This window comes from Robertmurraya mesotrionivorans (genome assembly GCF_050971805.1).
Taxonomy (GTDB): domain Bacteria; phylum Bacillota; class Bacilli; order Bacillales; family Cytobacillaceae; genus Robertmurraya_A.
Genome location: NZ_JBPCCH010000008.1, coordinates 1 through 26712 on the forward strand (window position 1 = coordinate 1; position 26712 = coordinate 26712).

25 protein-coding genes are annotated in these 26712 nt (G+C 37.6%); 13 read left to right on the top strand and 12 right to left on the bottom strand.

Annotation, left to right across the window (positions count from 1 at the left end; all coding sequences use genetic code 11):
• Nucleotides 1–112: 112 nt before the first annotated feature.
• The 4 genes from ACRX5O_RS13865 to ACRX5O_RS13880 all read right to left on the bottom strand — a co-directional run bounded on the left by ACRX5O_RS13865 (nt 113) and on the right by ACRX5O_RS13880 (nt 3224).
• On the bottom strand, nt 113–1123 hold the full coding sequence (locus ACRX5O_RS13865) for a diguanylate cyclase domain-containing protein (RefSeq protein ID WP_433906492.1): 1011 nt from the start codon (nt 1121–1123) through the stop codon (nt 113–115).
• Between the two features lie 111 nt (nt 1124–1234).
• A complete protein-coding gene (locus ACRX5O_RS13870) occupies nt 1235–1657 on the bottom strand; it encodes a hypothetical protein (protein ID WP_433906493.1) in 423 nt (140 codons plus the stop codon).
• A gap of 212 nt (nt 1658–1869) precedes the next feature.
• Complete coding sequence (locus ACRX5O_RS13875; RefSeq protein WP_433906494.1) at nt 1870–2628, bottom strand: ThiF family adenylyltransferase; 759 nt, start codon at nt 2626–2628, stop codon at nt 1870–1872.
• Entirely contained in the window at nt 2625–3224 is a 600-nt protein-coding gene (locus ACRX5O_RS13880; protein WP_433906495.1) for an N-acyl amino acid synthase FeeM domain-containing protein, read from the bottom strand. The genes ACRX5O_RS13875 and ACRX5O_RS13880 overlap by 4 nt, the downstream gene beginning before the upstream one ends.
• A gap of 160 nt (nt 3225–3384) precedes the next feature.
• Here ACRX5O_RS13880 and ACRX5O_RS13885 point away from each other — a divergent pair, with 160 nt between their 5' ends.
• The 5 genes from ACRX5O_RS13885 (at nt 3385) to ACRX5O_RS13905 (ending at nt 9830) form a co-directional block, all read left to right on the top strand.
• On the top strand, nt 3385–4590 hold the full coding sequence (locus tag ACRX5O_RS13885; RefSeq protein ID WP_433906496.1) for an HD-GYP domain-containing protein: 1206 nt from the start codon (nt 3385–3387) through the stop codon (nt 4588–4590).
• A 468-nt stretch (nt 4591–5058) separates the two neighbouring features.
• Complete coding sequence (locus tag ACRX5O_RS13890) at nt 5059–6078, top strand: C40 family peptidase (RefSeq protein WP_433906497.1); 1020 nt, start codon at nt 5059–5061, stop codon at nt 6076–6078.
• A gap of 241 nt (nt 6079–6319) precedes the next feature.
• Entirely contained in the window at nt 6320–7237 is a 918-nt protein-coding gene (locus tag ACRX5O_RS13895) for an HD-GYP domain-containing protein (RefSeq protein ID WP_433906498.1), read from the top strand.
• Nucleotides 7234–7557, top strand: a complete 324-nt coding sequence (locus ACRX5O_RS13900) for an 8-amino-7-oxononanoate synthase (protein ID WP_433906499.1) — start codon at nt 7234–7236, stop codon at nt 7555–7557. Before ACRX5O_RS13895 ends, ACRX5O_RS13900 begins: the two co-directional genes overlap by 4 nt.
• A gap of 173 nt (nt 7558–7730) precedes the next feature.
• Complete coding sequence (locus ACRX5O_RS13905; RefSeq protein ID WP_433906500.1) at nt 7731–9830, top strand: S8 family serine peptidase; 2100 nt, start codon at nt 7731–7733, stop codon at nt 9828–9830.
• A 71-nt stretch (nt 9831–9901) separates the two neighbouring features.
• Here the strand turns inward: ACRX5O_RS13905 and gloA2 are convergent, their stop codons facing one another.
• The gene (gene gloA2 / locus ACRX5O_RS13910) at nt 9902–10288 is read right to left on the bottom strand and encodes an SMU1112c/YaeR family gloxylase I-like metalloprotein (RefSeq protein WP_433906501.1); all 387 of its coding nucleotides are present in this window, start codon (nt 10286–10288) and stop codon (nt 9902–9904) included.
• Between the two features lie 52 nt (nt 10289–10340).
• The gene (locus ACRX5O_RS13915; RefSeq protein WP_433906502.1) at nt 10341–12344 is read right to left on the bottom strand and encodes a penicillin-binding transpeptidase domain-containing protein; all 2004 of its coding nucleotides are present in this window, start codon (nt 12342–12344) and stop codon (nt 10341–10343) included.
• 190 nt (nt 12345–12534) lie between these two features.
• Between ACRX5O_RS13915 and ACRX5O_RS13920 the strand changes: the two genes are divergently transcribed.
• Both ACRX5O_RS13920 and ACRX5O_RS13925 read left to right on the top strand, forming a co-directional pair.
• Nucleotides 12535–13701, top strand: a complete 1167-nt coding sequence (locus ACRX5O_RS13920) for a processed acidic surface protein (RefSeq protein WP_433906503.1) — start codon at nt 12535–12537, stop codon at nt 13699–13701.
• Entirely contained in the window at nt 13701–14345 is a 645-nt protein-coding gene (locus tag ACRX5O_RS13925; protein WP_433906646.1) for a class D sortase, read from the top strand. Before ACRX5O_RS13920 ends, ACRX5O_RS13925 begins: the two co-directional genes overlap by 1 nt.
• Nucleotides 14346–14375: 30 nt before the next feature.
• Here the strand turns inward: ACRX5O_RS13925 and ACRX5O_RS13930 are convergent, their stop codons facing one another.
• Nucleotides 14376–15581, bottom strand: coding sequence for an efflux RND transporter periplasmic adaptor subunit (locus ACRX5O_RS13930; protein ID WP_433906504.1), 1206 nt, complete (start codon nt 15579–15581; stop codon nt 14376–14378).
• Between the two features lie 16 nt (nt 15582–15597).
• Nucleotides 15598–16260 carry a hypothetical protein gene (locus tag ACRX5O_RS13935; RefSeq protein ID WP_433906505.1) on the bottom strand — a complete coding sequence of 221 codons (663 nt, stop codon included), beginning with the start codon at nt 16258–16260 and terminating at the stop codon, nt 15598–15600.
• Between the two features lie 437 nt (nt 16261–16697).
• On the opposite strand from ACRX5O_RS13935, the gene ACRX5O_RS13940 reads away from it, so the two are divergent.
• Nucleotides 16698–17525 (top strand): hypothetical protein, encoded by an 828-nt coding sequence (locus ACRX5O_RS13940; RefSeq protein WP_433906506.1) that lies wholly within the window; start codon nt 16698–16700, stop codon nt 17523–17525.
• 24 nt (nt 17526–17549) lie between these two features.
• Entirely contained in the window at nt 17550–18659 is a 1110-nt protein-coding gene (locus tag ACRX5O_RS13945) for a glycoside hydrolase family 25 domain-containing protein (RefSeq protein ID WP_433906507.1), read from the top strand.
• A gap of 232 nt (nt 18660–18891) precedes the next feature.
• Here ACRX5O_RS13945 and ACRX5O_RS13950 read toward each other — a convergent pair whose 3' ends face one another.
• Complete coding sequence (locus tag ACRX5O_RS13950; RefSeq protein WP_433906508.1) at nt 18892–19014, bottom strand: hypothetical protein; 123 nt, start codon at nt 19012–19014, stop codon at nt 18892–18894.
• 167 nt (nt 19015–19181) lie between these two features.
• Here ACRX5O_RS13950 and ACRX5O_RS13955 point away from each other — a divergent pair, with 167 nt between their 5' ends.
• A complete protein-coding gene (locus tag ACRX5O_RS13955; RefSeq protein WP_433906509.1) occupies nt 19182–20093 on the top strand; it encodes a helix-turn-helix domain-containing protein in 912 nt (303 codons plus the stop codon).
• A gap of 173 nt (nt 20094–20266) precedes the next feature.
• Here the strand turns inward: ACRX5O_RS13955 and ACRX5O_RS13960 are convergent, their stop codons facing one another.
• Both ACRX5O_RS13960 and ACRX5O_RS13965 read right to left on the bottom strand, forming a co-directional pair.
• Entirely contained in the window at nt 20267–21466 is a 1200-nt protein-coding gene (locus ACRX5O_RS13960) for a toxic anion resistance protein (RefSeq protein ID WP_433906510.1), read from the bottom strand.
• Nucleotides 21463–22119, bottom strand: coding sequence for a 5-bromo-4-chloroindolyl phosphate hydrolysis family protein (locus ACRX5O_RS13965; protein WP_433906511.1), 657 nt, complete (start codon nt 22117–22119; stop codon nt 21463–21465). Before ACRX5O_RS13965 ends, ACRX5O_RS13960 begins: the two co-directional genes overlap by 4 nt.
• Before the next feature lie 443 nt (nt 22120–22562).
• On the opposite strand from ACRX5O_RS13965, the gene ACRX5O_RS13970 reads away from it, so the two are divergent.
• Nucleotides 22563–24773: an N-acetylmuramoyl-L-alanine amidase gene (locus ACRX5O_RS13970; RefSeq protein ID WP_433906512.1), complete on the top strand. Its 2211-nt coding sequence runs from the start codon at nt 22563–22565 to the stop codon at nt 24771–24773.
• A 175-nt stretch (nt 24774–24948) separates the two neighbouring features.
• Here ACRX5O_RS13970 and ACRX5O_RS13975 read toward each other — a convergent pair whose 3' ends face one another.
• A complete protein-coding gene (locus ACRX5O_RS13975) occupies nt 24949–25173 on the bottom strand; it encodes a hypothetical protein (RefSeq protein WP_433906513.1) in 225 nt (74 codons plus the stop codon).
• Between the two features lie 405 nt (nt 25174–25578).
• Between ACRX5O_RS13975 and ACRX5O_RS13980 the strand changes: the two genes are divergently transcribed.
• Together ACRX5O_RS13980 and ACRX5O_RS13985 are read left to right on the top strand one after the other, a co-directional pair.
• The gene (locus ACRX5O_RS13980; RefSeq protein ID WP_433906514.1) at nt 25579–25731 is read left to right on the top strand and encodes a hypothetical protein; all 153 of its coding nucleotides are present in this window, start codon (nt 25579–25581) and stop codon (nt 25729–25731) included.
• A 676-nt stretch (nt 25732–26407) separates the two neighbouring features.
• Nucleotides 26408–26602, top strand: coding sequence for a hypothetical protein (locus ACRX5O_RS13985; RefSeq protein WP_433906515.1), 195 nt, complete (start codon nt 26408–26410; stop codon nt 26600–26602).
• Nucleotides 26603–26712 lie beyond the last annotated feature (110 nt).

The window sequence follows — 26712 nt, forward strand, 5'->3', positions numbered from 1 at the left end:
GTCTCTTTTTATAAGACATAGAAAAACCCGAATAACGTCCCTTTTTAAAAGGTGTCCATTATTCGGGTTATAGTTCACAGGTACACTGTCCCTCCTCTCTAAACTGATTGGGTCACAGTGCCTGTCCCCGCGTCCCCTTCCTCTTTTCCATGTACATATTTCCATCCGCTTCTTTAATCAGAGTATCTAGATCGACATGGGAAACTTCTGTTGTGTAGGACAATCCAATACTTGCAGAAACTTGTATCGTATGATTATTGATACTCAGCGGTTGCTCCATTGAGGATCGAATCCGTGTCGATAGCCCTACTAACTCTTTGTATTTTATATTAGATAATAAGATCACAAACTCATCTCCACCCAATCGACAGAGTAAATCCAACTCCTTCAGCTCTCCTCTTACCCTTGATACAACCTTCGCGAGTAATTGATCCCCTACATCATGACCATATGTGTCATTTATGTATTTAAACTTATTCATATCCATGAATAATAGCGCAATAGAATCGACTTTTGACTCCTTTAGTTGGTCAAACTTCTTCTTAAGCAATAGTCGATTAGCTGCCCCAGTCAATGGATCATGATAGGCAATTACCTGAAGTTTCTCATTCGCCTCTTTTGTTTCCTTCCATTGGCGGAGAGTCATATGAATGTACGTTAAAAGAAAAGCCGTAGAAAATACCCCAAACAAAACGAGATATACAAAATCCCCCTTTACGACATTCGGAAATATTTCCTCATGTAAGTAAAAGAAAGAGTAATAGTTTAATATCATCGAGCCGGTAAGAGCTAGAAACACCACTCGATAGCTTTGATAGATAGCACTTAGAGGAAGCCCCAACCACATAAATAAGTAATTGACTAGGTACGGAGAATCAGTCAAGAGAAAGTAAAAATAGATATATGTACAGGTGATCATTACATACATGATCAATCTTGGGTTTACTTTCTTAAGGTTCATCATTAACAAAAGAATCCCCACAGTGATGAATAAAAAACCTAGTGGAAATACATTGGCTATCCCTTCAATAACAATATTAATTGTTACTTGTATTGAGAAAAATGCAACCATTAAGGTGAATAATATTATGTTTCGACGATGGAATAATTCATTACCTATCATACATGTCATTCCTGTTCTTGGGGTAATTAGAATAGATTTCGTCAGAACCCCCACTCTTTTGTAAAATTATAACATATGCGAGTTCATGGGGACAGGGGACCTGTCCCCTACCTAATTATAAAAAGACTCATATAAACTTAGTATTTCCTGTTTTTTAATAGACACTGCCACATAGTGAATCAGAGAGTAATCCTGCACCTCTAGTAATTCGGTAAGAACACAGTCCATCACTGTTTTTCCACCTTTGTGAAGGTTAAATTCCCACCAGCTTTTAATGGCTAGTTCTCTCGTTTCAGGATTGTATCGTACTAGCTTGTGATGATCCGTGAATCGATCCATTAATGAATGAACACTTTCAATCGAATAGCCCAAATCAAAAGCCATTTGTTTTTTCGTAATTTTATAGATTCCAATCTGAGTAGTTTGTGGATTAGTAAGAAGATATAAATAGAAATACTTATCCTCCGGAGTCATCTTCTTAAGTACATTCGGATGGTTCCAAAAATCAACACGCACCGTTCTGTATTTTGACAAGTAAACCTCATCCTTTCATCTATAAAAATCCCCTATCATAGTTCATATATAGATGAATGAAGAAAAAGGTTAGTTCTATTCAATAAAAACGTGAATCTTTTATGGCAATTGTCAGTAGTCGCTGTCAGGCTCCTTCTCCTAATCCAATGCCATCCCCTGTACTAAGAGGAAAACAAAGAGAAGCACAGGAACCGTCCCCGTGCTTTCCCCTTCTATTCAAAATGTAACTGAAAACTTTCTGGAACAATTGGCGGTTCTTTTCGATCCAACAGATGTAAAACTAGTTGGGAAACAAGTGCACCTGGCCCTAGTGCTTGACCAACACTTATCGTTGGTATCGTACGATTTCTAATCCATGAATGTATCTTTTCTTCTGTTGCATAGTCAGGAAGGGCTTGACTGTAACCAGATGGAGGGAAGGTTTGACCTTGTAGTTTAGTAATTGAAATATCTTCTGGAATACCAATATACTCTTCAAGCTTCATTCCAAATGGAGAAAATGTTAAAACAGACGTACCAAACCCAAGAGCAACTGAAGTAGTAACAAATAAGCTTTTCTTACGTGCTGCTCGATGGAGAGCAACGGACTCAGCGAATGCAAAATAATCAATTGCATCTATTACATAATCTACTCCATCCACAATAGATGGTGCATTTTCTTCAGTCACCCCTTCCGTATAACACTCAACGATAAGCTCGGGATTTATCGAAAGTAAATGATTTTTTAACGCTTCTACTTTCCGCTGTCCAACCGTGTGATGTGTGGCTGCACATTGTCTATTAATATTTGACACATCAAACACATCAGGATCTGCCAAAATTAATTTACCAATTCCCATTCGAGTAAGTAATTCAGCCGAAAACCCACCAATGCAACCACAGCCAGCTATAGCAATTGTTGTATCATGAAGTTTTTGAACCTCGTCTTCTGACATAATTCCTATATTTCGAATAAATTGTTCCTTAATCATTTCACTACCTCCATTACATTTTCTTCATTTTCTATAAAATATTCGTATAATTTGCCTCGTTTTTCTTTTAATGTTTCTAAGCATTCAGTTAAATCCAATGCACATGGAATCGTTTTTGACCCGAGATAAACATTAGGTTCACCTATTACTTCAAAAGGAAATTTAAACATACGGTGCATATACTTATAAACTCTTTCATCAATACAACAAACCCAATGTGAAATACCATTTCCTACTGAATATTGCAAAACTGACTTTATTAATCCTAGTCCCACATCATGTTTGGGCATCTTTGTAAATGCACTAATTTCAGCGTATTTATTTTTTTCAAGCCGGGATAACTTCAACTTTTCAATATCATATATATTGAAGTGTCTGATGGTAGGAAGGTCATCTATTTTCATGAAAATAAGTCGAGTAACGCCTACGATTTCCTTTAACTCAGCTGTTTGTGCGACAAAATAAGTAGAAGATCCTTCATATGGATCGTCCTCATTTTCTTTAAAAAAACCTACTTCCTGGTAGCGCTGGTGGTGTAATGCAATTGCCTCTTTACGAAGAATCCCATCTACACTTCCAAAAAAATATTCTTTCATTTTAACACTCTCCTTAGTAAAATTATCCTACATTTTCTATTAAAGGTAAGTCTAAGGAGAATGAAAAGCGTTTTCTGACAATATCTGATAAAACTCTAGTTAGTTTGACAGAAAAGTGATAAAATTTTAGTGAATTTAGCAGATAGGATGATTAAACAACATGAATGCTAGAGTAAATGAAAAGGAAAAATTACTAGATAAACTACTTAAAGAGCATAGTCAAAATTTAAATAATCAAATCTTAACCATCTGCTTCATCTATTTTTTGATGAGTATCATTTGGAATTATATCTTCCAACGGTTTAATCTCCCATTTTCTAGAGCAAACCTAAACATATTATTACTCTGCTTATCCTTATGCTTAATTCTCTTCCTATTCTACCAATTCACTAAAATCCCCTACCGCCTAATGAAACATTTGGTCTTATTATTTGTATTATTTGTAATCATTTGTTTGTATTTTGGTTCAGGCTATACAGAGGCATGGGGTTACTTCCTACTTATACCCATTGTTAATAGCTTATATGGCAAACGATTGGTATCAATTTTGTATTCCATTTTAGGGATATTCGGTTTAGGTGCTGTTAGTATTTATTTTCCTATTGATGACATAGACTCTATCGATATTTCAAACCGTATTTTACTATATATGATCGTTGCCACATTCAGCTACTTGTTATTAACAAAGCTGTATGCACTTTACGATAGGCAAGTCAATAATGTCATTCATTCAATGGAAGCAACAATTGAACAAGTTGTCAAAAGCTTTATTGTTGCTGTTGAAGCAAAAGATCAATACACTTTTGGGCACAGTGACAGAGTCAGTCAGTATGCGGTTGCATTAGCTAAAAAACTTCCAGAATATCAAGATGAACAAAAACTCAAACATTTACGGTTAAGCGGACTGCTTCACGATATTGGTAAAATCAATATTCCTGAACATATTTTAACGAAGCCGACCTCTTTAACTGAAAAAGAATATGAAATTATTAAAACGCATACTACTTTTGGATCAAAAATGGTTGAAAAAGTAGAAGGATTAGAAGGACTAAAAAATGGTGTATTATATCATCATGAAAGATGGGATGGAACAGGATATCCGACTGGAGCAAAGGGAAAAGAGATTCCATTAGAAGCTCGTATATTAGCTATTGCTGACGCTTTCGATGCCATGACATCTACGAGATCCTATCGAAATGAACTTTCTATCGAAGAGGCTTTTCAAAGATTAGAAAATGGGATAGGAACACAGTTCGACCCTAGCCTGGCTCAAGCCATTGAAGAGGCTAAACCCGAATTCTCAAGGATTCACTCTGAATCCCAAAATCCATTTGAAGAATTTGAAAGATTGACAGATTTATTTTGAAATACGGTGCCCTGCTACAACCACCGAATCCTTTTTATCAACCGAGATATTATTCTGTACAAGTTCAGGCACTAAAGGAATTATCGGAGGAAAATCAAATACACTATCTTGACCATTGGTCTAATTGGCCTGATACCTCATTCAGAGGAGATTCTTGACTATTTAATCAAAGATGAGAAAGAAGGACATCGTGTGTGGGCAGACTTCCTTCTTTCTCAATTCATTAGCAAATAATATATCGATCGATCCTGCAAAGTAGTTTTTTGCAGGATTTTTTTTGCAAAAAAATGAAATCCCCCTGCTCAACTGTATATATTAGGATAATATTTTTGATCCCTCCTATTAAATTCGTAAATATTTTTTCATAGGAAATATTTCCTCTTTTTTATATTAAAAAGCTTTTTCTAATCATTCTTATGGTAGTATAGGAGTATATCACTTAGGAGATTTAGGAGGATTTGTCAAAAAATGAAGAAAAAAGTCGTATCTCTTACTTCTGCCGTTCTATTAACCTCTACTTTCGCTACCAATGCACTAGCTAGTACATATACCGTACAAAAAGGCGACACTCTTACTCGTATTGCTACTAAATACAAAACAACTGTCCCTGCTATTAAATCTTTAAATAATCTATCCTCCAATATGATTTATATCAATCAAGTTCTTAAGGTGGATCAAAGTACCACACTAACTCAACCTGTACAAGCTCCAACAGTTACTCAGGTGAAGACTCACACAGTTGCTTCTGGAGATAGCCTTAGTAAAATTGCAAGCACGTATAAAATTTCTTTGATCGATCTTCGAAAATGGAACAATCAAAATAGTGATCTAATTTATCCAGGACAGAAATTTATTGTTTCAGATCCTAGTAATTCATCAAGTGCACCTGTAGTTGTAACACCTGCCCCGTCTACATCAGCACCTAGTACTCCGGTTACGGAAAATACGGTCACCGAGTATGTTGTTAAAAGTGGAGACTATCTTGGAAAGATTGCTACTCAGTACAAACTTAGTGTGCAGGAGTTAAAAACGTTAAACGGATTACAATCAGATATGATCTATGTAGGACAAAAGTTAAAAGTTAGTAAAACGGCAACTCCTCCTACAACAGCAACTAGCCCGACTACAAATGTCGTACCTGTCGTAGAGACTGCGAAAACACTTCTTGGAATTCCGTATGTATGGGGAGGAAACACTCCTGCGGGATTTGACTGTAGTGGTTTCATTCATTATGTCTTTAACCAAGCTGGAACAAAAATAGGCCGTTACTCTGCAGAAGGATACTATAGCCGCTCCTATTATGTGGACCAACCACAAGTTGGAGACCTACTATTCTTTGAAAATACATATAAAGCGGGAATCTCTCATATGGGAATCTATTTAGGTAATAATGAGTTTATTCATGCTGATGCCAAAGGGGTTATTATTACTAACTTAAATAACTCGTATTATAAAGAGCGATTTGACGGGTTTAAAAGATTTTATTAGTTAACCATCTACCTCCAATTTACTTGGAGGTGTTTTTTATACAAAAAATTATATGAATATTCACAAATTAATCAAACAGGAAATACTTTTCTACTTTCTTCTATTAGACATTTTCTATATAATGGATTTATGATTGTTTTTTCCTAGTAGATTGGAATTTTTTTAAAGTTTTACTTAAAAAACAGGAATCTTCTCCGATGTAATAAGCATACTTATTTTTTACTAGAAATGAGGATTCTCAGTGATTAATATAAATGAAAAGGATTTTATAGAGACAGTCCAACTAAAAGGATTGCAGGTATCATTGGTAGCCTCTAGCAATACAACAGAAATTATACATCACAAGCTAGAGCATGGAGCTAACTGGGCACTAGGGCCTGAAGAAGGCTGGAATGCATTGGAGTATTTTATTGTCCTTAACGGGGAATTGAAGACTTTTCCTGAAGATAGTGGCTTAAAATCTCTAAAACCTGGCGATTCCTTTCATAGATATCCAGTTAAGGCTCACTATACCTTTCAAGCTGTCGGTACCACAGAGTTTTTATATGTTTCCTCACAACCTATTTTCTATCAATATAGTAGAACTGTGACGGAATTACATGAGATGGTTCGAGCAATTGAGGCTAAAGATGGGTATACCATGAATCACTGTACGAGGATTACGAAGCTCTCCATGATTCTTGGAGAATCTTTTGACCTTGAGCCAGAGCAGATACTAAGATTAAATCTAGGATCTTTTTTTCATGATATTGGTAAGATTAAGATACCTGATGAAATTCTTAAGAAACCTGGAAAGCTAACGCCTGAAGAATGGGAAATCATGAAAAAACATCCTACCTACGGACGAAAGTTACTAGAGGAATCCTCTATACCTATTGTTGGATCGGCAGGGATTGTTGTTGAACAGCATCATGAACGATATGATGGAAAAGGTTATCCGAAGGGATTAGCAGGTGACGAGATCACTATAGAAGCTTCTATTATTTCTGTTGTAGATTCATATGATGCCATGACGACAGATCGAGTATATCAAGATAGAAGATCACCAGATTATGCGTTTAATGAGTTATTACGATGTCGTGGAACCATGTACCACCCCGACGTTGTTGATAAGTTTATAGAATTAAAAGATACTATATTAGGAGTGAAAGAACAGTGAAAAAAGTAGTATTATCTTTCGTAGCAGTTTTAATCTTTGCAATAAGCATTTCCGTTGCACCTGCAAAAGCAGCTTATTTATCAGAGTATGATAGATACATTGAAGTAACCCCTGAGCAAGCTCGTGCGGCTGCAGATTTACTTGGATTGAAGAATATTCCACTTGGTGAAGAAACTGCCCAAATGTCTTTTGAAATACAAGAAGCATTCATTGCAAAGTTAGAGACCATTCTAAAGACTGAGATCGATCACTATTATATTTGGTTAACCATTAATGGAGAACCTGTATTAGGAATTGATCCTCCAATTGTTATGCTTTAATAAACTGGCTTTTTTGTTCATTCAGCTTGTAGAGGAAATTTTTATTTCTTTACAGGCTTTTTTAATGCCTATATTCTATTCTTTGTACTTAGTTTTTCACCTTGAAGATCATTTTATTAATAGAATTTAGACTTATTTCTAGAAATTTAATATGTAATGGAGGGAAATTGTAATTGAAAACACTTAAACCATATCTACTAACTTTCCTTTCCTTTCTCATCACGTTTTTTTCTGGCTATACCCCTTCCTTAGTAAAGGCAGATGAAATTGAAAACAAGGAAAAAGAAGTTATTATTGTTTATAAAAATGAAGACGGGAAAGAAGACATAATAGAAGAAACTGAAAAAGTAGACTACGAGTTTCAAACAGTTCCAGCAATATCAGTATCTGTAACAGAAGATGAAATACAGAAGTTAGAATCTAACCCTAATATTGATTATATAGAAGAAAACATCTTATTTAGCATTACAGAAACTGAATCGATAAGAGTACTACAATCAGCGATGGCTTCATCTACAGGTGGAACTCAATGGAATATACACCAAACCAATGCTCAATTATCCTGGAATGAAGGTTATACGGGCGATGGAGTCAACGTGGCCGTCCTCGATACAGGGATCGCCAGCCATAACGAGTTAGCTATTGCTGGAGGAGTTTCTACAGTGGATTACACAAATTCATGGCAAGATGACAATGGACACGGGACACATGTTTCAGGTATTATTGCAGCCCAGCCTAATATAGCGAGTGTAAATGGGTTAGATATTACTGGGGTCGCACCAGATGTTAACCTTTTTGCTGTTAAAGTATTGGATAAAGCGGGTGCCGGAAACCTCCAAGATATTTTGGAGGGGCTGGACTGGTCTATTTCAAATGGAATGGATATTGTAAATCTGAGTATAGGTACTTCTGAATATAGTCAACTATTTGAACAAATGATTAACAAAGCATATAATAGCGGGATTATTATTGTAGCAGCTAGCGGGAATGATGGGTTACAGAATTCAGTAAATTATCCTGCAAAATTTACTAATACCATTGGAGTTTCATCCGTCAATCAATCATTAAATATAAGCAACTTCTCTTCCACTGGTAACGAAGTAGAGTTCTCAGCCCCTGGTGAAAATATTATTAGTACTTATAAAGATGGCGATTATACAATTGAAAGTGGTACATCACAAGCAACGCCCCACGTTACAGGAATGTTGGCCCTTTTAAAGGAGAAATACCCTACTGTAACAAATAGTGAATTAAAAACGTTACTTAGGAATCATACCAAAGATTTAGGTGTTACAGGAAAAGACCCTTATTATGGTTATGGAATGATATATTATCAATCAAATTTAAGCCCAGTAACAAGCCCAGCTGTTAGCTATTCTACACATGTTCAGACTTATGGCTGGATGGATTTCGTTTCTAATGGTGAATTAAGCGGAACAATAGGTCAAGCGAAACGAATGGAAGCCATCAAAGTTAGCTTACCAAAGGACAATCCTTTTAGTGGTTCTATTACCTATTCCACTCATATTCAAGGCATTGGCTGGTTAAGTAATGTTTCTAATGGAGCGATGTCTGGTACATTAGGCCAAAGCAAACGAATGGAAGCCATCAAACTTCAGCTATCTGGTGAGATTGCCAATTATTATGACGTGTACTATCGTGTTCATGCACAAAGCTTCGGTTGGTTAGGATGGGCGAAAAATGGCCAAGCCGCAGGGACTGAAGGGTTATCCAAGCGATTGGAAGCCATTGAGATTGTATTAGTTAAAAAAGGTGGACAAGCACCTGGGTCCACTGATAGAGCTTTTGTGACTAAACCTATAATAAGTTACACCACACATGTCCAGACTTACGGCTGGCTTGAGAATGTTAAAAATGGAGCATTGAGTGGAACGGTGGGACAATCCAAACGATTAGAAGCCATAAAGGTTCATTTGCAAAATACCCCTTATAGTGGTTCTATTATCTATTCGACTCATGTTCAAGGTATAGGGTGGCTAAATAATGTCTCCAATGGAACCATATCCGGTACATTAGGGCAAGGCAAGCGAATGGAAGCCATTAAAATCCAACTAACTGGTGAAATGGCTAAAAACTATGATGTATACTATCGTGTCCATGCTCAAAGCTATGGCTGGTTAGGATGGGCAAGAAACGGACAAGTTTCAGGGACTGCAGGGTTATCCAAACGGTTGGAAGCTATTGAAATCATCCTGGTCTCAAAGGGTGGCAAAGCCCCTGGGTCCACATCAGCACCATTTATCAATCGGTAGATTACTCAGCTTGTAGAGATTAGGTTTTCTCTACAAGCTTTTTTAATTTTTAAAAGTATCCTAAAGAGCTTTTATCTCTCATACAATTCAATTGGCAACCCATCTGGATCAGAGAAGAAAGTAAACTTTTTATCGGTAAACTCATCTATACGAATGGGTTCAATCTCAATTCCTTTATCCTTTAACACCGCAACCGCTTCCTCTAATTCCTCTACCTCAAAGGCAAGATGTCTTAACCCTGAAGCTTCCGGATAACTAGGTCTTTTCGGTGGATTTGGGAAAGAAAACAATTCGATTTGATACTGACCATTTACTTCAAGGTCTAGCTTATACGAATCTCTTTCTTTTCTATATATTTCTGCTTTTGGTGTTAAACCGAGAGTGTCCACATAGAACTTCTTTGATACCTCATAGTTCGAGCAAATAATTGCGATATGATGAATCTTGTTTAGTTTCATTACCAATCTCCCCTTCATTTATAAACCCCTCCATGGTAGGAGGGGTTCTTTATTATTCTGGTTTGAACACTTTCTTTACCTTTTCAACAACAACCTTCGATCCACCTCTCCCCTCGACATGTTCAATCATCATGGCGATAAGGAGACTTGGATTATTCGTGTTGTAGGCAACAAACCAACCATTTTCTTTTCCAGTTTCGGTTTGCTTTTCCTTAAATTCAGCTGTTCCCGTTTTTCCCGCTAATGGGTAGCCTTCTATTTTTGCTGCATGAGCAGTACCCCTCGGGTTTTCAACTACTTGTGTTAAGGCTTGGTTTAGCTTGGTGATGTGTTCCTCACTTAATAAGGAGGATTTCCATACCTGGCTTTTCTCATCATCTAAGAGAAGTGTGGGTTTAAGCATGTTTCCATTATTCACGAGCATCGTATAGGTGCTTGCTAGGTGAAGGACATTCATTTCCAGCTGACCTTGACCATAACCCGAATCAGCCACGAGAATGTCTGAATTCATATTTCCATAAGTAGACGTTTCTAAAGGAAATAGGAAGTCGAATTCCTCCTCGAACCCAAAGTTCTTGAGACCTAGTTCAAACTTCTCTCTTCCAAGATCTAGTGCGGTTTGTGCGAAGTAGACATTATCTGAGTAAAGGAGAGCATCATCCATGGCAACAGGCATATTCAGGTCCGTTACTCTTGTTACATAATAGCTCCCCCATGAGGAATCCTTTTGCCACTTCTTCCCGCTCAACTGTATCGTTTGCTGCCAGTCCGTCGTTTCTGCTTGAAGAGCAATCGCAGCTGTTACTGGCTTGATCACCGAGCCTGGAGAAAAGTTTGCCTTGAAGCGATTTAAAAGTGGCTGTTTTGGATCGTCCTCTAGAACTTTCCAATCAGCGGCTGTTGCTCCAAGAGTCAGCTTATTAGGATCAAAGCTTGGGCTGCTTACAAGTGCAAGAGTTTCTCCCGTTGTTGGATGGATAGCCGCACCGGTTCCTGCCTCGCCTTGTATTTGAGTGTACATGTCCTTTTGGACCGCTCCATCAATTGTAAGCTTAATATTCTCTCCATTCTTCACTGGCTTTTCTACCAGCACCGTTTCTGTTCCGTCCTCTTTTTGAATAAGGATTTGCACTCCTTGTTCTCCCTTTAGACGTTTTTCAAGAACCTGCTCGAGTCCCCTTTTTCCGATTACATCATTAGCGGAGTAGGTTCCAGGCTCTTGCTCTTCTAACTCCTCTGCTGTAATGGCTCCTACATAACCGATTAAGTGAGCGGCTGCCTCCCCAAATGGATATACTCGGGCTTCCACTGTTTTTCTTTGTACACCTGGGATTTGAGCTAGCTTTGCTCGAAGCTCTGAATCGGATTCGGAGATGGTCTTAATTGGGACAAAATAGTCCGGTTGAACCCAGCTAGCATTCAAGGCTTTTTCAATACTTTCTTTCGTCATTCCTAAGACAGTGGAAAGCTGTTCAATGACTGCCGCTTCCTTTCCTTCAATGTCCTTTGGAACTAACCCCATTTCTAGAGCGGTTCCAGTAGTGGCAAGCTCTAATCCATTGCGATCTAAAATATCTCCACGCGTTGGCCTGACCGTGTTGATCCCCACCTTGTCTCCTTCTTTTAACTCAGGGAAAATATATGTAGTGTTCCAATTTAGATACCAGTTTGTACTTTCTTCACGTTCTTCCTTCGTTAACCGTGCATCCTGTTCAAAAGTAATTTCACCCGCAATACTGTTCATACTAACGGAAAAAGGTAGACTAACCTCTGTGACTTTTTTATCTCGTTCCTTTTCTTCCTTTGGTTTTTCGTAAGAGACTTTAAGATCGGTGATTCCGAGATCACTGTATATTTTTTTGTAGCGTTCGACAAACTCTTCCTTTTTAATACTTTCCTTTGCTTCTTTAGAAAGATAGTCGTACATTTCTTCAAACTTTTGATCATTCCAAAGATTTACGTACGTTGAAAATTGCTCCTCAGGTACCGGCTCCTTGTTACAGCTTGTTAGGATAAATAAAATGCTAAACATTAGGAGCCATACGAACTTTTTCATGCTTCTCCTCCTCGCATCTTTCTTCCTTTATTTTACCATATTTAAATTATGAGCTTACATCTTTTCGTTGCATACACGTTTCGATTTGTTTCTATACTTTTTTACAAATATTGATAAAATCTGATAGCAAAATAACCGTTTTCAAACTATACTATTCTAGTACTATACTTTTTCCATATAGGAGGAAATTATGAGGCACTTTTTAGCGGTACTTTCTATTCTAGTAATTGGTTTTAGCTTCATCCCAAGTAAGGCTTTTGCCCTTGAGCCAGACGACCCTGAATTAGATGTGTTTCTAGAGGAAATCGGCTGGGAAAAGCAAGATTACATTGATTACCTTGAGAGCAAGGAATGGGGTTTAGAATACTTTGATTCTGTTGATGAGTTAGGTACTCCACTTTCAGAAGAGGGGATTCAACAAGTACTTGTAGATTTTGACTTAACTCGTGAGGAATTAAATGAGTTACTCGTAGAATATGGAGACATTGAAGAAGGTCAGGATGTTCTTGATGGCACTTATCTAATTTTTAATGAAGAACTAAGTGAATATGTAGACTATTATCTAAATGAGTGGGTAGGAACCCCGATTGACGAAAATAATCTTCATGATCTTTTAGAAGCGTACGGATTTGGTTCTAAGGAAGAATTAGAAGCGTACTTAAATACGTTTGATGATTCGATTGAGAACTATGAGTACATTGAAGATTTAGAGATTGCATTAGATATCTATCAAACCGATGATGAGGCATTAGAGGAAATTCAGGAGCTATTTGATTCGATCGGACTAACAGAAGAAGAAATCGAAAAGCTCTTCCTTCACATTGAAGCGATCGATTTTGACGAAGCTGCCCTTCTTGAACTAAGCGAAAGAATGATTGGATTAGAAGAGTTTGAAAATGTGGAAGAGCTAACAGCGGAACAAATTGCTGAGCTTCTAGATATTTTTAATGATTTACAAAACATTTTTCAAATCCAAACGAAATACTACCTCGTTAAGGATGGAGTAAAAACGGATATTTCAATGGAGTCTCTCATGAAGATGACCTCTTCAGAGGGATACGATTTGTTAATAGAGATTTATAGTACTAACGGTGATTTCCTACTAGATGTATTATTCACGGCCGACATGTTGGGATCAGAGGTTATTGCTGAGACAGGAAAAGATATTCAAAAAGCGGAAGAAATCATCACAAATAATAAAACAGTTGCTGCTAAAACGGTTGCTAAAACCGTTAAAGGTGGAAAACTGCCTAACACTGACTCCAATTATGTGGATAACACTTTGATAGGATTTGGGTTTGTATTAGTTGGTGCATTTCTGTTTTTACGCCATAGAAAAAGGGAAATGGTTAGATGATGATCAGTAGGAAAGAAAAAAATAGAAAGAAGAAGAGAAAAACACCCCTTCTTCTAGTCCTTTCTATTTTACTTATTTCTTTCGGTATCTTTTTTAGTGGAACAAATAGCTATAAGTTTTTGAAGGGTTACCTACTTTATAAAGTGGGTCAGCTAGAAATAGCAGAGAAAAAAACGGAATCAACTGTGGAAAAGGTGGAAGCCTCTTCTGTTCAAAAAAGTTCCCTTTACTCTAAGCAACCGGAAATTGGTGAGAATATCGGAGAATTGGTTATTCCAAAAATTGAAGCAACACTCCCAATTTTTCATGGTACTGCAGAAGATGAGCTGGAAAAAGGGGTTGGACATTTCGCTGGAAGTGTCCTTCCTGGTGAATCGGATAACTCTGTTCTTTCCGGCCATCGTGATACGGTATTTCGGAGACTTGGTGAAGTCGGTAAAGGAGACTTACTTGTCGTCACTACCTCAGCAGGTGAATTTACATATCGAGTCAATCGAGTGCGAATTGTCGATGCTGACGACCGAACAGTCATTGTCCCCAAACCAAAAGCGACCTTAACCGTTTCTACTTGTTACCCATTTGATTATATTGGGGATGCTCCCCAACGATATATTCTTGTGGCTTCACTTGTTTCGAAAGAGTAGGAAAAAGGCAAACCAAATTCGGTTTGCCTTTTATTGTGTTACAAAACCTTTTAAGGCTAGTTTGAGAGACTCTTTCTTTCCAAGCTCTTGAAATGCCTTCTTTTCTAGCCTTTTCGGCTGCAGGGATGTGTAGAATTTTGTGTTATTTCTTAGAGTATTCGAGCTTATGACGACCTTCTCATCTTTTATAGCACTTGATACGATTTCCTTAACGTGATTAAGATGTAGCCCCGTTTCTACTTGGCGACGTTCAATCGTACCGTTTGGCATCATGACATAAATGTAAGTCTTAGCTCCTTTTTCCTTTATTGCATTGGTTGATACGGTTAAAGCGTTTTGTACTTCATTCGTAATGATTTTTAAATTGACATGTGAACCAATAGGTATGGAATTGGGTTGGTCGTTAAGTTGAATCTTGTAGGTATATTGTGTTTCCTTTTTTTCCTTTGGTTCAGTCTTTGGCAGGATTGAGATGCTTGATATAGTGCCTTCAATCTCATCTTTTTGAAGGTGAGATGTGACAAATACCTTCATTCCCACTTCAAGGGTGGGGACTTCCTTTTCTGAGAGCGTCGCCTCCACCTGTAGTTCATTGGATGCAATCGTGACTACCGGGTTATTTAAATCTTGTCGAACTTCTTTGACAATCCCAGCGATTGTACTATTAATGGTTAAGCTAGATAAGCTATCATTGATGCTATCTAATTGGTCTTCCTCCTGAGCAAGCTCTGATTCCAATCTACTAAGCTGGAGTTCCTTTTCATAGATTTCAATTTCTAAAGAGTTGGCCATAATGGTGTTGGTTGACTCATTTTCCTCGGTTGTCGACCTTTCAATATCACTCAACAGGTCATCTAAGCTGTCTATATTGTCCTCTAACGCATCGATTTCATCCTCAAGCTTGGAGATCTCAAGCTCTTTTTGAGCAATGGCTGCGTCTGTATTTACTGATGAGAGTTCAAGAATTGGAGTGTTCTCTTCCACTTCGTCCCCTTCTTTTACAAGGAAAGAATGGAAGTCACCTGTATTTTCCTCATAGTAGATATATTCTTCTTCTAACGGAGTAATTAACCCTTCATCTGTTTTCGATTCTACTAGCTTTTGTTCCTTAATCGCTGCCCACTTTTCTACAAAACTAATTCTCTTTATTTCACTATCCTTTTTAAAAATAAGATAAAAATTGCCGACCATGAATAGAGTACCAACAAGGATAACTGTCCACTTTTTCCAGTTCATTAATCTAGCAGCTCCTTTACAGTATCTTTTCGAAATCGATGTATGAGAATAGTGCAAGTACGAGCCAGATCACTACATTCGTTGTAATCACGATGGCAAGTACGATGCTTTTACTTCGATCGATTAGTTTTTTTATATATGTATATTGAAGGACCATAACCCATATTTGAAAAAACGTAATCTCGGCTAAGAATAGGATGATATATCGGTAATCTGTTAGGTATTGCGCAATGACTCCTAATGAGTACGGTAGTGATATTGGATCAAGACCAAGATAGTAATGAAATGGTATAGTGACTGCCTTTTCTATGAGGATAATCGTCGTGATGATCAGTTGGATGTTTATGAATTTGATATATTCTGTGTCTGAAAAGAGCCAAAAAATAAGTGCCGGAAAAAAGATGAAAAGGATTGTTCCTAGCACTCCTGCTAGTATCTGACCAATAGAAAAGAGTAGTTTGGTTGCTTCAAATTCTGAGGTGGTTAACTGATAGATTTGCTTTGATAGTATTTCACTTCCTATTCCTAGATATGCATTAATGGAATACAGTAGGAAGCTTGTGAAGGTGAGGATCAACGTATACTTCCAGGTTCCTTCGATTTTCTCAGCTTTTGTCAACTGGTGTCCAATGGTGTATGGGTCTTTTAATCCGCGGAACAACTGTACACGATAGATCATGTATATCCTCCATTATTTGGCACATATTTTGATAATCTTACAAAATATTTTACTAGATATGATATTTTTTGGAAACGGAATCGACAAAAAAAGACCACTTCCGACGTGGAAATGGCTAGAAATGAAGATTTGATCATTGCTCAAATGAATAATCATTGTGAAATTACTATTTATTATTTAAACATAATTTTTTGTAAGTTTCTTTGTCTTTAACGGGGATTACTTTTATTTCTTACGTTTCTCTTTATCTTTAGTAATATAACTCTAGGCATATATTTAATTGATAGTACCACAATCAAGGAAATTCAACCTACCTTTTCGTTCCAGCTTAGGTTAAAAGCACTCTTTCTTTCTCAAAACCGACAAATAGTTAAAAACCATGTCGAATATTGTTCGAGAAAGTAATGATACTCTGCTTTTTGAAAGGGGGTGAAATAATGTACATCCGGAATGTTATTCTACTGGTTCTAGTAACAGGGGCGACTGCTTTTTTGCCAAATCATACATTGGCAGAGAAAAACGGAGCTATAGATAAAACTCAAAACTCTACAGTACATACTCCCGTTTCAGTAAAAACTGAAAAACCATTAGTTTTGGACAAATCAGTCCCCGTTACACCAGATCATGCACATTCAAGCCAAGGCGGAGAGCCTAGTACCCAGACTACTGTACAAAAGAAAACTGTTTCCAAATCTCCAGACAAGAACGATAAAAAGCAAAAAGTATTGCCTTCTAGAGAAAATACTAGGGAGTCTGAAGAACCCACTGCAAAAGTTAAAGATACAGAACAATCCGGACGAACAAAGACAAATGTAGGTAATGATAAGGTGCAAGAGGTATCTAAGTCGCTTTCCTTACATCAAACTGAGGAGGAAACTAGTAGTCCCTCTCCAAATTTAAGTCCAAGAACTATACCGGATACTGAATCCACAGGATCAAAAAAAGAGATTAGTTCTCATACCTTGTTGCATAAAGAGGAAGAAAACAAGACTCAGCCTAACAATAGGAAGAATCCTAGAGAGATTGAAGTGGTGAAAAACGCTTCTCCACGAACGCAATCTTCTAGAGGGCAATTAAAAGAGCCGTTCAGTGCGGGGACCAGTCTGTTAAGCTTTGTTACAAATTGGTTTAACTGGGATAAATATTTTGATTCGAACCTTGGTCACATCAATCCTTCCCGCCAAGTGAAGTACCGTCATCAATGGATCAATGCTCCGCCTTCACCACCGCCCAAAGGAGCTCCTTTTTACTTAACGTATAATTAACGATAATGAAAAGGAGCAATTTGAATGAAAAATTACTTTAAAACAATGAAACTTGTAAAATCTTTTGTTGCAACCACTGTACTGTCTTTTGGTGTTATTTCAGGTGGCCATTTTGCTGCAGCAGCTGGACCTAAAGTGGGACCTGATAACATGGTTCAAGCACAAAGTTCCCCCGAGCTGGAGGAACCTACTCATTCTAATGCAGAATTAAAAGCTGAAATACAACAAAAGAAAGAAGAAAAATTAGTAAAGTCGCAGGGAAGTTTACATGCTAGCGTAAAAGGAACTCCTTCAAGTCAAACAAAGCCGGAGGTCCCTGCTCCTACTAAGGTAGAACGAAAAGATGAGATTCAACAAAGCAAAGAAGATAGAATGATAAAATCGCAAGGAAGTGTACATGCTAGCGAAACAGCAAAAGCGAATGCTTCTCTAAACTCAGTGATTTTTTCCGAAACAACATCGACAGAATTGAATACAACGGATGCTGCAACGGAATATTTATTCGGATCAGATTCTGCTACATCAGCGAACACGAATGGGGAAGATTTTTACCTAGGGAAGTTAGGTTATGGGAACACTGTACAATTTGATGTAAGCTCCGGTAGTGGAATTTATTTCAGTAGTGAGAGAGCACAGAATGCTACTTACGTCTACGGTTATTGGTTTTTAACCGGTATACAAAAGGCACCAACTGGAACTTCTCCAAGTGAGTGGGGAGTCCATCAGGCCAAACTAGCACTAGAAACCTATGAAGCTATGAAAAGTGTATATGGTTCGAAAGTTAGACCTGTCATCTTTATTGATGTGGAATTGGCTTTAACCGGTATGAAAGACTATGACTATGCAAATAATCGATCGATTTATACTGCATTTGTGAACTATTTAAATCAATATGGTCAAGGTGTAAAACCTGGCACCTATTCGTCACCAGGAAACTGGGAACGTACGATGGGTGACTTTTCACCAAGCACTCCAGGGGCTTATTGGGTTGCTTATTACCCAAGTGAAATCCCAACAGATTTGACAACAAGCAATCCAGATTGGCTCAATTTCCCTGGGACAAACGAAAAAGCAGAAATTTGGCAGTACTATGGTGGATACGATGACTATAATGTAGCTTGGAAACTTCCGTAACCAATATCATCTGCATAGAAAGTAAGAAATGGAGGACCCTTGGTGGGGTTCTCCTTTTTTATTTATATTTCTAAGGCGTTCATTAATGGTTTGGGCGTATGAAAAAAGAGACACCGATGACTAGTCGGTGTCTTAAAGTTGGGTGTTGTTTGAGTATTAGGATGATGCTTAACTGCAGAATAAATTGGTCCGAGGGGTACGGGCCAGTTAAGTTGTTGGAAACTACTATGACTTAGTACTCTGAAGGAAGCTGAGTTGCTACAACATCCTTCTCTTGACCTTTTGCCACAATCGGGCTAAGGTTTGCCACGATCACAAGTGCAGCTACTACGAAGAGGACAAAACGTCTTTTCATTGCATTTCCCTCCTGTCGAATTTTTATGGTAGAGTAAATCATAGAATGTGATAAATCTATTAAAACATAGGTTTATATTTGGTAGATTCGCGGTAAGAGACGGTTACATAGAGATTTTAAAGAGGATTTAGTCGAATTCTCTTATTTTTCCAAAAAAATATAACTCTATGCATATTTTAATAGAGGTGAGCAGGTTGGATTTTTCTGCAGTGGGGAAGAAAATTCGCGAGCTTAGAAAACAGGTGGGTATGTCACAGGGGGAGCTAGCAAACGGGATTTGTACGCAGGCTCAGATTAGTAAGATTGAAAAAGGTGATGTGTATCCTTTCGCATCGACGTTGTATTTAATCTCAGAGCGACTTGGGGTCGATGTGAATTACTTTTTTGATATAGGAAGTACACCCCGGCTAGACTATGTTTTAGAGGTGGTGAAGCAGTTAAAGCAGGCTCGGAGGTCAATGAATTATTCGGAGATGAAGCAGATTGTTGATACTGAGGTGAAAAACCCTTTGTTTTCTCAAAACAAGCGGAATTATCAGCTGCTGCTCTGGCATAAAGGAATTTATGAGCAGGCGATGAACAAGAATTCGGAGAAGGCGATTTCGATTTTGCAGGAGGCTATTGCATTGACCCAGTCCACTGAGAAGTTTTACTCGGAGCGCGAGTTGGAGCTAATGCTGAGCATAGGTGTCGTGTATTTTGAAGAGGATAATTTTGAGAACGCTCTCGTTGTATATGAGCAGGCATTAAAGTATATTAAACAACTGCCGTCTTTGAATGATATTACGATTCAGACTCGGTTGTACTATAATGTGGCGCGTGCATTGACTTGCATGGGTCGGTTGGAACAATCGAAGGATTATTGTACTGAAGGAATTGATTGGTGTATCGATAAGGCAAGCTTGTACTTACTTGGGGAACTGCATTACCAGTTTGGGTATAACGCCGAGCTTGGAGGCGATTTGAAGCAAGCGTTGCATTACATGAAGAAAGCATGCTTGGTTTTTGATCTGCAGGGGGATAAACGATTCTTAACGTTTATAGAGAAGAAGATTGATGGGTTGAGTGTGAGGAAGTAAAGGTCGAATACCCAGGGGAAGGTGTCAGACACCTTCCCCTGGGTATTATTTGTGTTTTGCTCCTTAGTGTCCACTCCACACGGACAAATACAATATTTTTGTCCACGGAGGGTGACAGACACCCTTCATGGACAGATTGGGCAGTCTTGTCTTTTTCGGGTGTCTGTCACCGATTATCGTGGGTTGGTTCCCCAATCGAGGAGCTTTTGTTTTAGTTCATCCTCCATTTGAGCGAGTTCGTGCTCGGCTTGGCGGCGTTTCATACGGCCTTCCTGTTGGATGCGAATCGTTTCCTCAAGTGTTTGGATAAGGTTTTCTTGTGTTTTCTTGAGCGTCTCAATATCGACTATACCTCGCTCGTTTTCTTTTGCTGATTCGATCGTGTTTGTTTTTAGCATTTCTGCGTTTTTCAGTAACAGTTCGTTTGTTGTTTTTGATACTTGTTTTTGTGCTTCTACCGCATTTCGTTGACGGATGAGCGTTAGAGCTATTGCCACTTGGTTTTTCCATAGAGGAATAGCTGTCATAATAGAAGATTGAATTTTTTCAATTAGAGCTTGGTTTGTATTTTGAATTAAGCGAATTTGTGGTGCACTTTGAACGGTGATTTCACGGCTCAGCTTCAGGTCATAAATACGTTTGTCTAAACGATCGGCAAACTGCATCATGTCGTTTACTTCCTGGAACGCCATTTGATCTTGAGATTGCTCCGCTTTCTGCTTGAGCTTGGGAATAATCGATTGGTTCAGTTCCTCGAGCTTTAACTCCCCTGCTGCAATATACACATTTAGCGCATGAAAGTACTCTTTATTATGTTCGTACAGCTTTTCAAGGAAGACCACATCACTCATAAGCGTATTTTTCGAGCGTTCCAGCTTTACGCTAATTCGCTCAATTTGTACCCCTGTTTTTTGATATTTAGACATGACTTCCTGGACCGAGTTTTGGATTTTCCCAAACATTCTAGAGAACATCGAGCGTTTTTCAGGCTTTAGCTCGTCTGGATTGACCTCATTGAATTTTTTCATGAGGTCAGAAAGAATCTCCCCTACTTCCCCAATGTCCTCTTTTTTCACATGCTCAATCATGGAATTCGAAAAATTCATCAGCTTGGATTGTGCTTGGGTTCCGTACGTGATGATGGCTTGGTGATTTTTCGGGTCGATTTGTTGTGCCAATTGATATGCCTTTTCCCTATTTTCTGGTGGGATCACATCAATTAATTTAACTTGCTTATCTGTTTGTTGAGTAGATAGGATTGGTTGGTCTTGAACTGATATCGGATCAGCAAATGGATTTACGAGCAAATCGTCTAACATGTCACTACTTGATGATGCTCGTTGCAATTGTGGCTCTGTATTACGATCTGTCATTTAATTCTCCTACTTTCTTCGTTCGGGTCTAGATTCTTCGGTTTGAGGGTAATCTTCTTTACCACATCAAGCTCGAAGTTCAGCTTATCTATATCATTCGATAGCACTTGGTTTAAATCCTCTTCAATGACGCGAGAAAGGTCGCGAAGAGCATCTTTTGTGTCCTGAAGTGATATGAGTAATTCTGAATTTTTCTTCGGCTGGCTAGATAAGAATGCGTATTTTTCTGCTAGCTCGACGATTGAATCTAAATGTGAATAGTAAAAAGACTCAGCCTGGTAGAAACGCTTTGGTTCCTTTTTTGTGATGGAATAGATTTTATTAGCTACACGGATTGTATCTAACTGTTGTTTAAAGGCTGCCACGTCCCTCACTTGGAAAAAGGCCTTTCTTAACCGCTGAAGCTTTGGTTTTGCTTCCTTTAAATTTTTACGAATGTATACATACTCTTTACGGGAGATGTTGTATTTTTTGAATGTTCTCACCTTTACGATGCCGTTGACGATCAAATAAGCTACGACACCTGCTGCAATGGAGATTCCAGAAGCTGTTAGGAATCCATTGTTAAATGTAAAAAAGCTAATCAGCCATGTTAACACGGTAGCAGGTATAGAAATAAATAATAGGATAAGCAACGCAATAAAGAAGTTCATTGTAATCGACTCCTGACCTCTCGGGATTTCTATGTTAAGTAATACGAAGTAATTGTTAAAAAGGTTTCATGTTTAGGTGAATCTAGGTGTAGGTTCTTTATAACCAATATACCCGAAATTGACCAGGTTCAAAATGGACTTCCTTTGTATTTGCATCTAGGTCTCAAGACTGAGAGGGATGGGTGACAGACACCTTCCGTGGACACTTTTCGGTATTTTGTCTTTTTAGGGTGTCTGTCACCGCTCGTGGACAAATCTATGGGTTTTGTCCTTGTGGGGTGGACACTTCTTTGTAGGATTCTCTTAGCTATTCAATAGTAGACATGTAATTCTGCGGAATTTGTTATTTTTTGTATAAATATAGCGAAATATTAGTCTTTTTTCTCTCTTTTTATGCTAGACTAACATAGTTAAACTGTTAAAATTCTGCCGGGGAGATGGATATGAAGGGAAAAGCTTTATTTTTATTTTGGACACTTTTAATAGGTTTCATATTCTCCACAAATGGAACCCTTGTTTATGCTCTTGAAAGTTCCAATACAGGTAATTATCAAAAGGATTCGAGTTACTTTTTCATTCAATATAATGGAGAAGAAAAAGAAGTATTAGTAAATGGGAATATTACCTTGAAATTGACTGGTTGGGCAGATGATTCTAAGACAACAGCTAATGGGGAAATTTCCTATGCTGATTCTTCAAATTCCACAGAAGACATCACACTGAAAGTAAACGAAGAACTTAATGAGTTGGCTTTAAATGAGACAGAGATTATCAACTATCGAATAACTGTTGCTGATGTATTTAAATCCGAGATAGTAACCGCTAAAGAATTAACGGACTCAGCCACTACCGTCGTACAAAACAACAACGGAACTTCCATCGAAGAAGTTAAAACGGTTGATGAATATGATACTGTCATTGAGAATAAAGGTCTTATCTATTACTCAACCGGCCAAAGTGGTGAAAAGCTTGTTATTACAAAGGAAAAATATGATTCTTTAAATGCTGCTAAAGATCCAACAACTATAGAATCTAATGCAGTTAGTGAGGAAGAAGCTACTTCAACCACAACTACTATAAAGGAAGTTCAGCCACTTACAAGATTTAGTACATCTAGTACCTCGACTACTTCCACAGCTGTAGCAAACAAAGTACCATCTATAAAATATTCAACCCATATACAAAAAATTGGGTGGCAAGAAGCTGTAAGAGATGGTGCTCTTTCTGGTACTGAAGGCGAAGCAAAACGGTTAGAAGCAATTAGAATTTCCTTAGAAAATACACCTTATCCTGGAGGACTAACCTACAGAACCCATGTACAAAAGTATGGTTGGATGTCTAATGTACCTGCAGGTAGTATTAGTGGCACAACTGGAGAAGGCAAACGGGTTGAGGCTATTCAAATAAAATTAACAGGAGAAATGGCAATCCATTATGATGTGTATTATCGTGTTCATGCACAAACCTTTGGTTGGTTAGGTTGGGCTAAAAATGGGGAATCATCAGGTACCTCTGGCCTTGCTAAGCGACTAGAAGCCATAGAAATCGTGCTAGTTAAAAAGGGAGAGCAAGCACCTGGTACCTCCGAAAAACGATATATAACACCAACTTCAGTAGTTTATACTACCCATGTTCAAACATACGGATGGTTACAACCTGTCAAAGATGGAGCAATGAGTGGAACGTCAGGACAGGCTAAACGACTTGAAGCCATAAAAATTAAATTAGAAAATCTCCCTTACAGTGGCGGTATTACTTATTCAACCCATGTACAATCTTATGGATGGGTAAGTGAAGTGTCTAATGGTCAAGTTTCTGGAACCTCTGGGCAAGCAAAGCGATTGGAAGCTATTAAGATTAATTTAACAGGCGATATAGCAAAGTATTATGATGTTTATTATCGTGTCCACTCCCAGACTTTCGGTTGGTTAGGCTGGGCTAAAAATGGAATGAAAGCTGGAACAGAAGGTCTTGCAAAAAGATTAGAAGCAATTGAAATTAAATTGGTACCTAAAGGTCAAGGTGTTCCAGTATCTACTACACAAGCGTTTAAAGAACCATTGAAGGTATTTTTAGACCCTGGACACGGTGGCAATGACCCTGGTGCAGTAGCTGGTGGATATCATGAAGCAGACATAAATCTAGCTGTTGCAAAAAAAGCTAAAGCTTTACTAGTTGCTCAAGGATATAAAGTTTACATGTCACGTTCTGACGATACTTATGTATCTTTATTAGATCGCTCACAAATGGCAAATGATCTGAAAGCAGATCTATTTATTAGTATTCATGTAAACTCTACTGGATCTGGAACTACAACTGCTAATGGTATTGAATCTTACTTTTATGAATACAATTCTGATTATCCTTCAAAGATTAATGAGGATATGCATAATAACAGTGACAGGATTAAAAAGAGTGTGACTCTTACTAATTTGATTCAAGATAATATGATTCAATATACCGGTGCAAATGATCGTGGAACAGATGGCAGTGCGTTCTCAGTTATTCGTGAAGCCGCTATGCCAGCCACGTTGATTGAACTTGGATTCATTAACAATACAAACGAACGTCAAAAATTAGTGACAAGTTCTTATCAACAAAAATTAGCAAAGGCTATCTCTGATGGAGTAGTTGAGTATTTTAGAATATACTAAGTATATAAATATTCATGTGTCTGGACTAGAAACAAAAGGTTTCTAGTCTTTTTTCATATATCAAAGCCATTGATAGCTTGTATAACCAATTAGTGCAGTTTTACTGCAAAATGACCCCGTCGCACAACAAAAAAAACGCCATGTAAGTGCTTTTCAATTCCATCACTTAATAAATCTAATGGATCTTTATAATTATTGACCTTTCTTCTATTTCAAATAAATCAATTCCAAAACCCATGCAGAACTCATCCATATCATCGTAATCAAACAAATCTTGATCTAGCTCCTTTTCGAAATGGAATGGTACCCCTTCTTGTATTACTCCTAAAGTGTCTTCCCCACAATTAATTTTTCTAACTATTTTTCCTTCCTTATGGGCACTCAAATAATAAGTATCCACCGTACTTTGTCCCATAGCCTGTATGACCATACTGTTACATTCTTTTGATAACTCATTACACAAGTCTAAAGGAGGTTCATAGGAATCATGTAATATCGTTATCCAGTTTTCATGTATGGAACTAACTGCAAATGAGGTGGGAATTTTGCTATTAAAAAAAGATAGAAATTCACCCTGAGAATTTTCTTCAACTAGTGCTACTTTACCACTAATATTGGTTAACCAATTTTGGGTAGAAAATTCTTCACTTCCTCAAGCTCATTTGTCTGAATATGAATCTGAAAAAAATTAACTGACATTAAAATCCTCCTCTTAGTCCAAAGTTTCTATACCATTTATAGGTATAATATACCAAAAATTATATTATACTAGTTTAGTATAATCGATTAATAATGGAGGAAAAATATGGACTACAGTGTGGGGCTCTACAAAAATATCAACGAAAACACCCATATTTTAGTACCTAATGGTTTTAATGAGCATGGGATTCGCTGTAACATTAATAAACCCGTGGTGTTAACTGAGCCCTACGATACAGCACTATTGGCGAAAAATTAAGACAGTGTTTTAACATTACAGTGAACAATCAATATACAACTGAAGATATGTATGTGATCGTTACTGAACTTGTAACCGGTGAGAAAAATTATTACTAATCATTCCTTTCAACGGGTCTTCTTTAATAAAGAAAATGGGTATGAATTTGAAGCAAAAACTAGGAGCAAGGATGGTCGTGGATATACTGCCATCCCCAAATCTATACGATTAGACGTAAAAGCAACTGATACTGAACTAGGAGAAGCTGTTTTGAAGACATTTGAGATTTGTGAATAGTGCCTAAACAAGTATCGGTCTTTTACTGACTGATGCTTGTTTTTTTGCCAATTGTCAAACTTTGTAGAAGTTTTGGTTGTTTATTTAGAATTCGCGGGTGGTAAATAAACAGTACTTGAAACCTAGGTTGAAGTGACAAATACAAAGGAGTGGTCTTGTGAAGATTAAGGTCAAAAGCTGGAAGATGCTCACTGCTCAAGACAAGATCTTTATTTTAAAAGCCATTAGCTTTCGGTCACAAGCAATGTCTTCAAGTCATACCTCAGAATAATGAACCCTTTAGGATTGACCCACTATGCCAGTTAGCCTGTATATATTCCACCTTTTCAGCAAAATTTTGTGAACTTCTTTAACATATGTCCCACTACATGAATATACATAATATTGAAAGGAGGGATTTATGTTGAATAGTTATCCTTTATTATTCTTAGCTGCTATGCTTGCTGGTTTTGGACTATTACGCGTTCCTGTAAGCGGTTTCTTATCGCCACTTAATCCACTAATCGATGGCATTGGAGTTTTAACTGTCCTCATTTTTGCTTTAGCTCTTATCTATCATGGCCTTATGTTCCTGGCTGGGAAAAAGAAATATTAATTATTAAGCCAGACTCTTAGAGTCTGGCTTTACTATTGATAATTTCATTAAAAAGTATTCATAATTCCTCCATTTGGAATTAAAATGGAATAGTACATAATTTTCAGGAG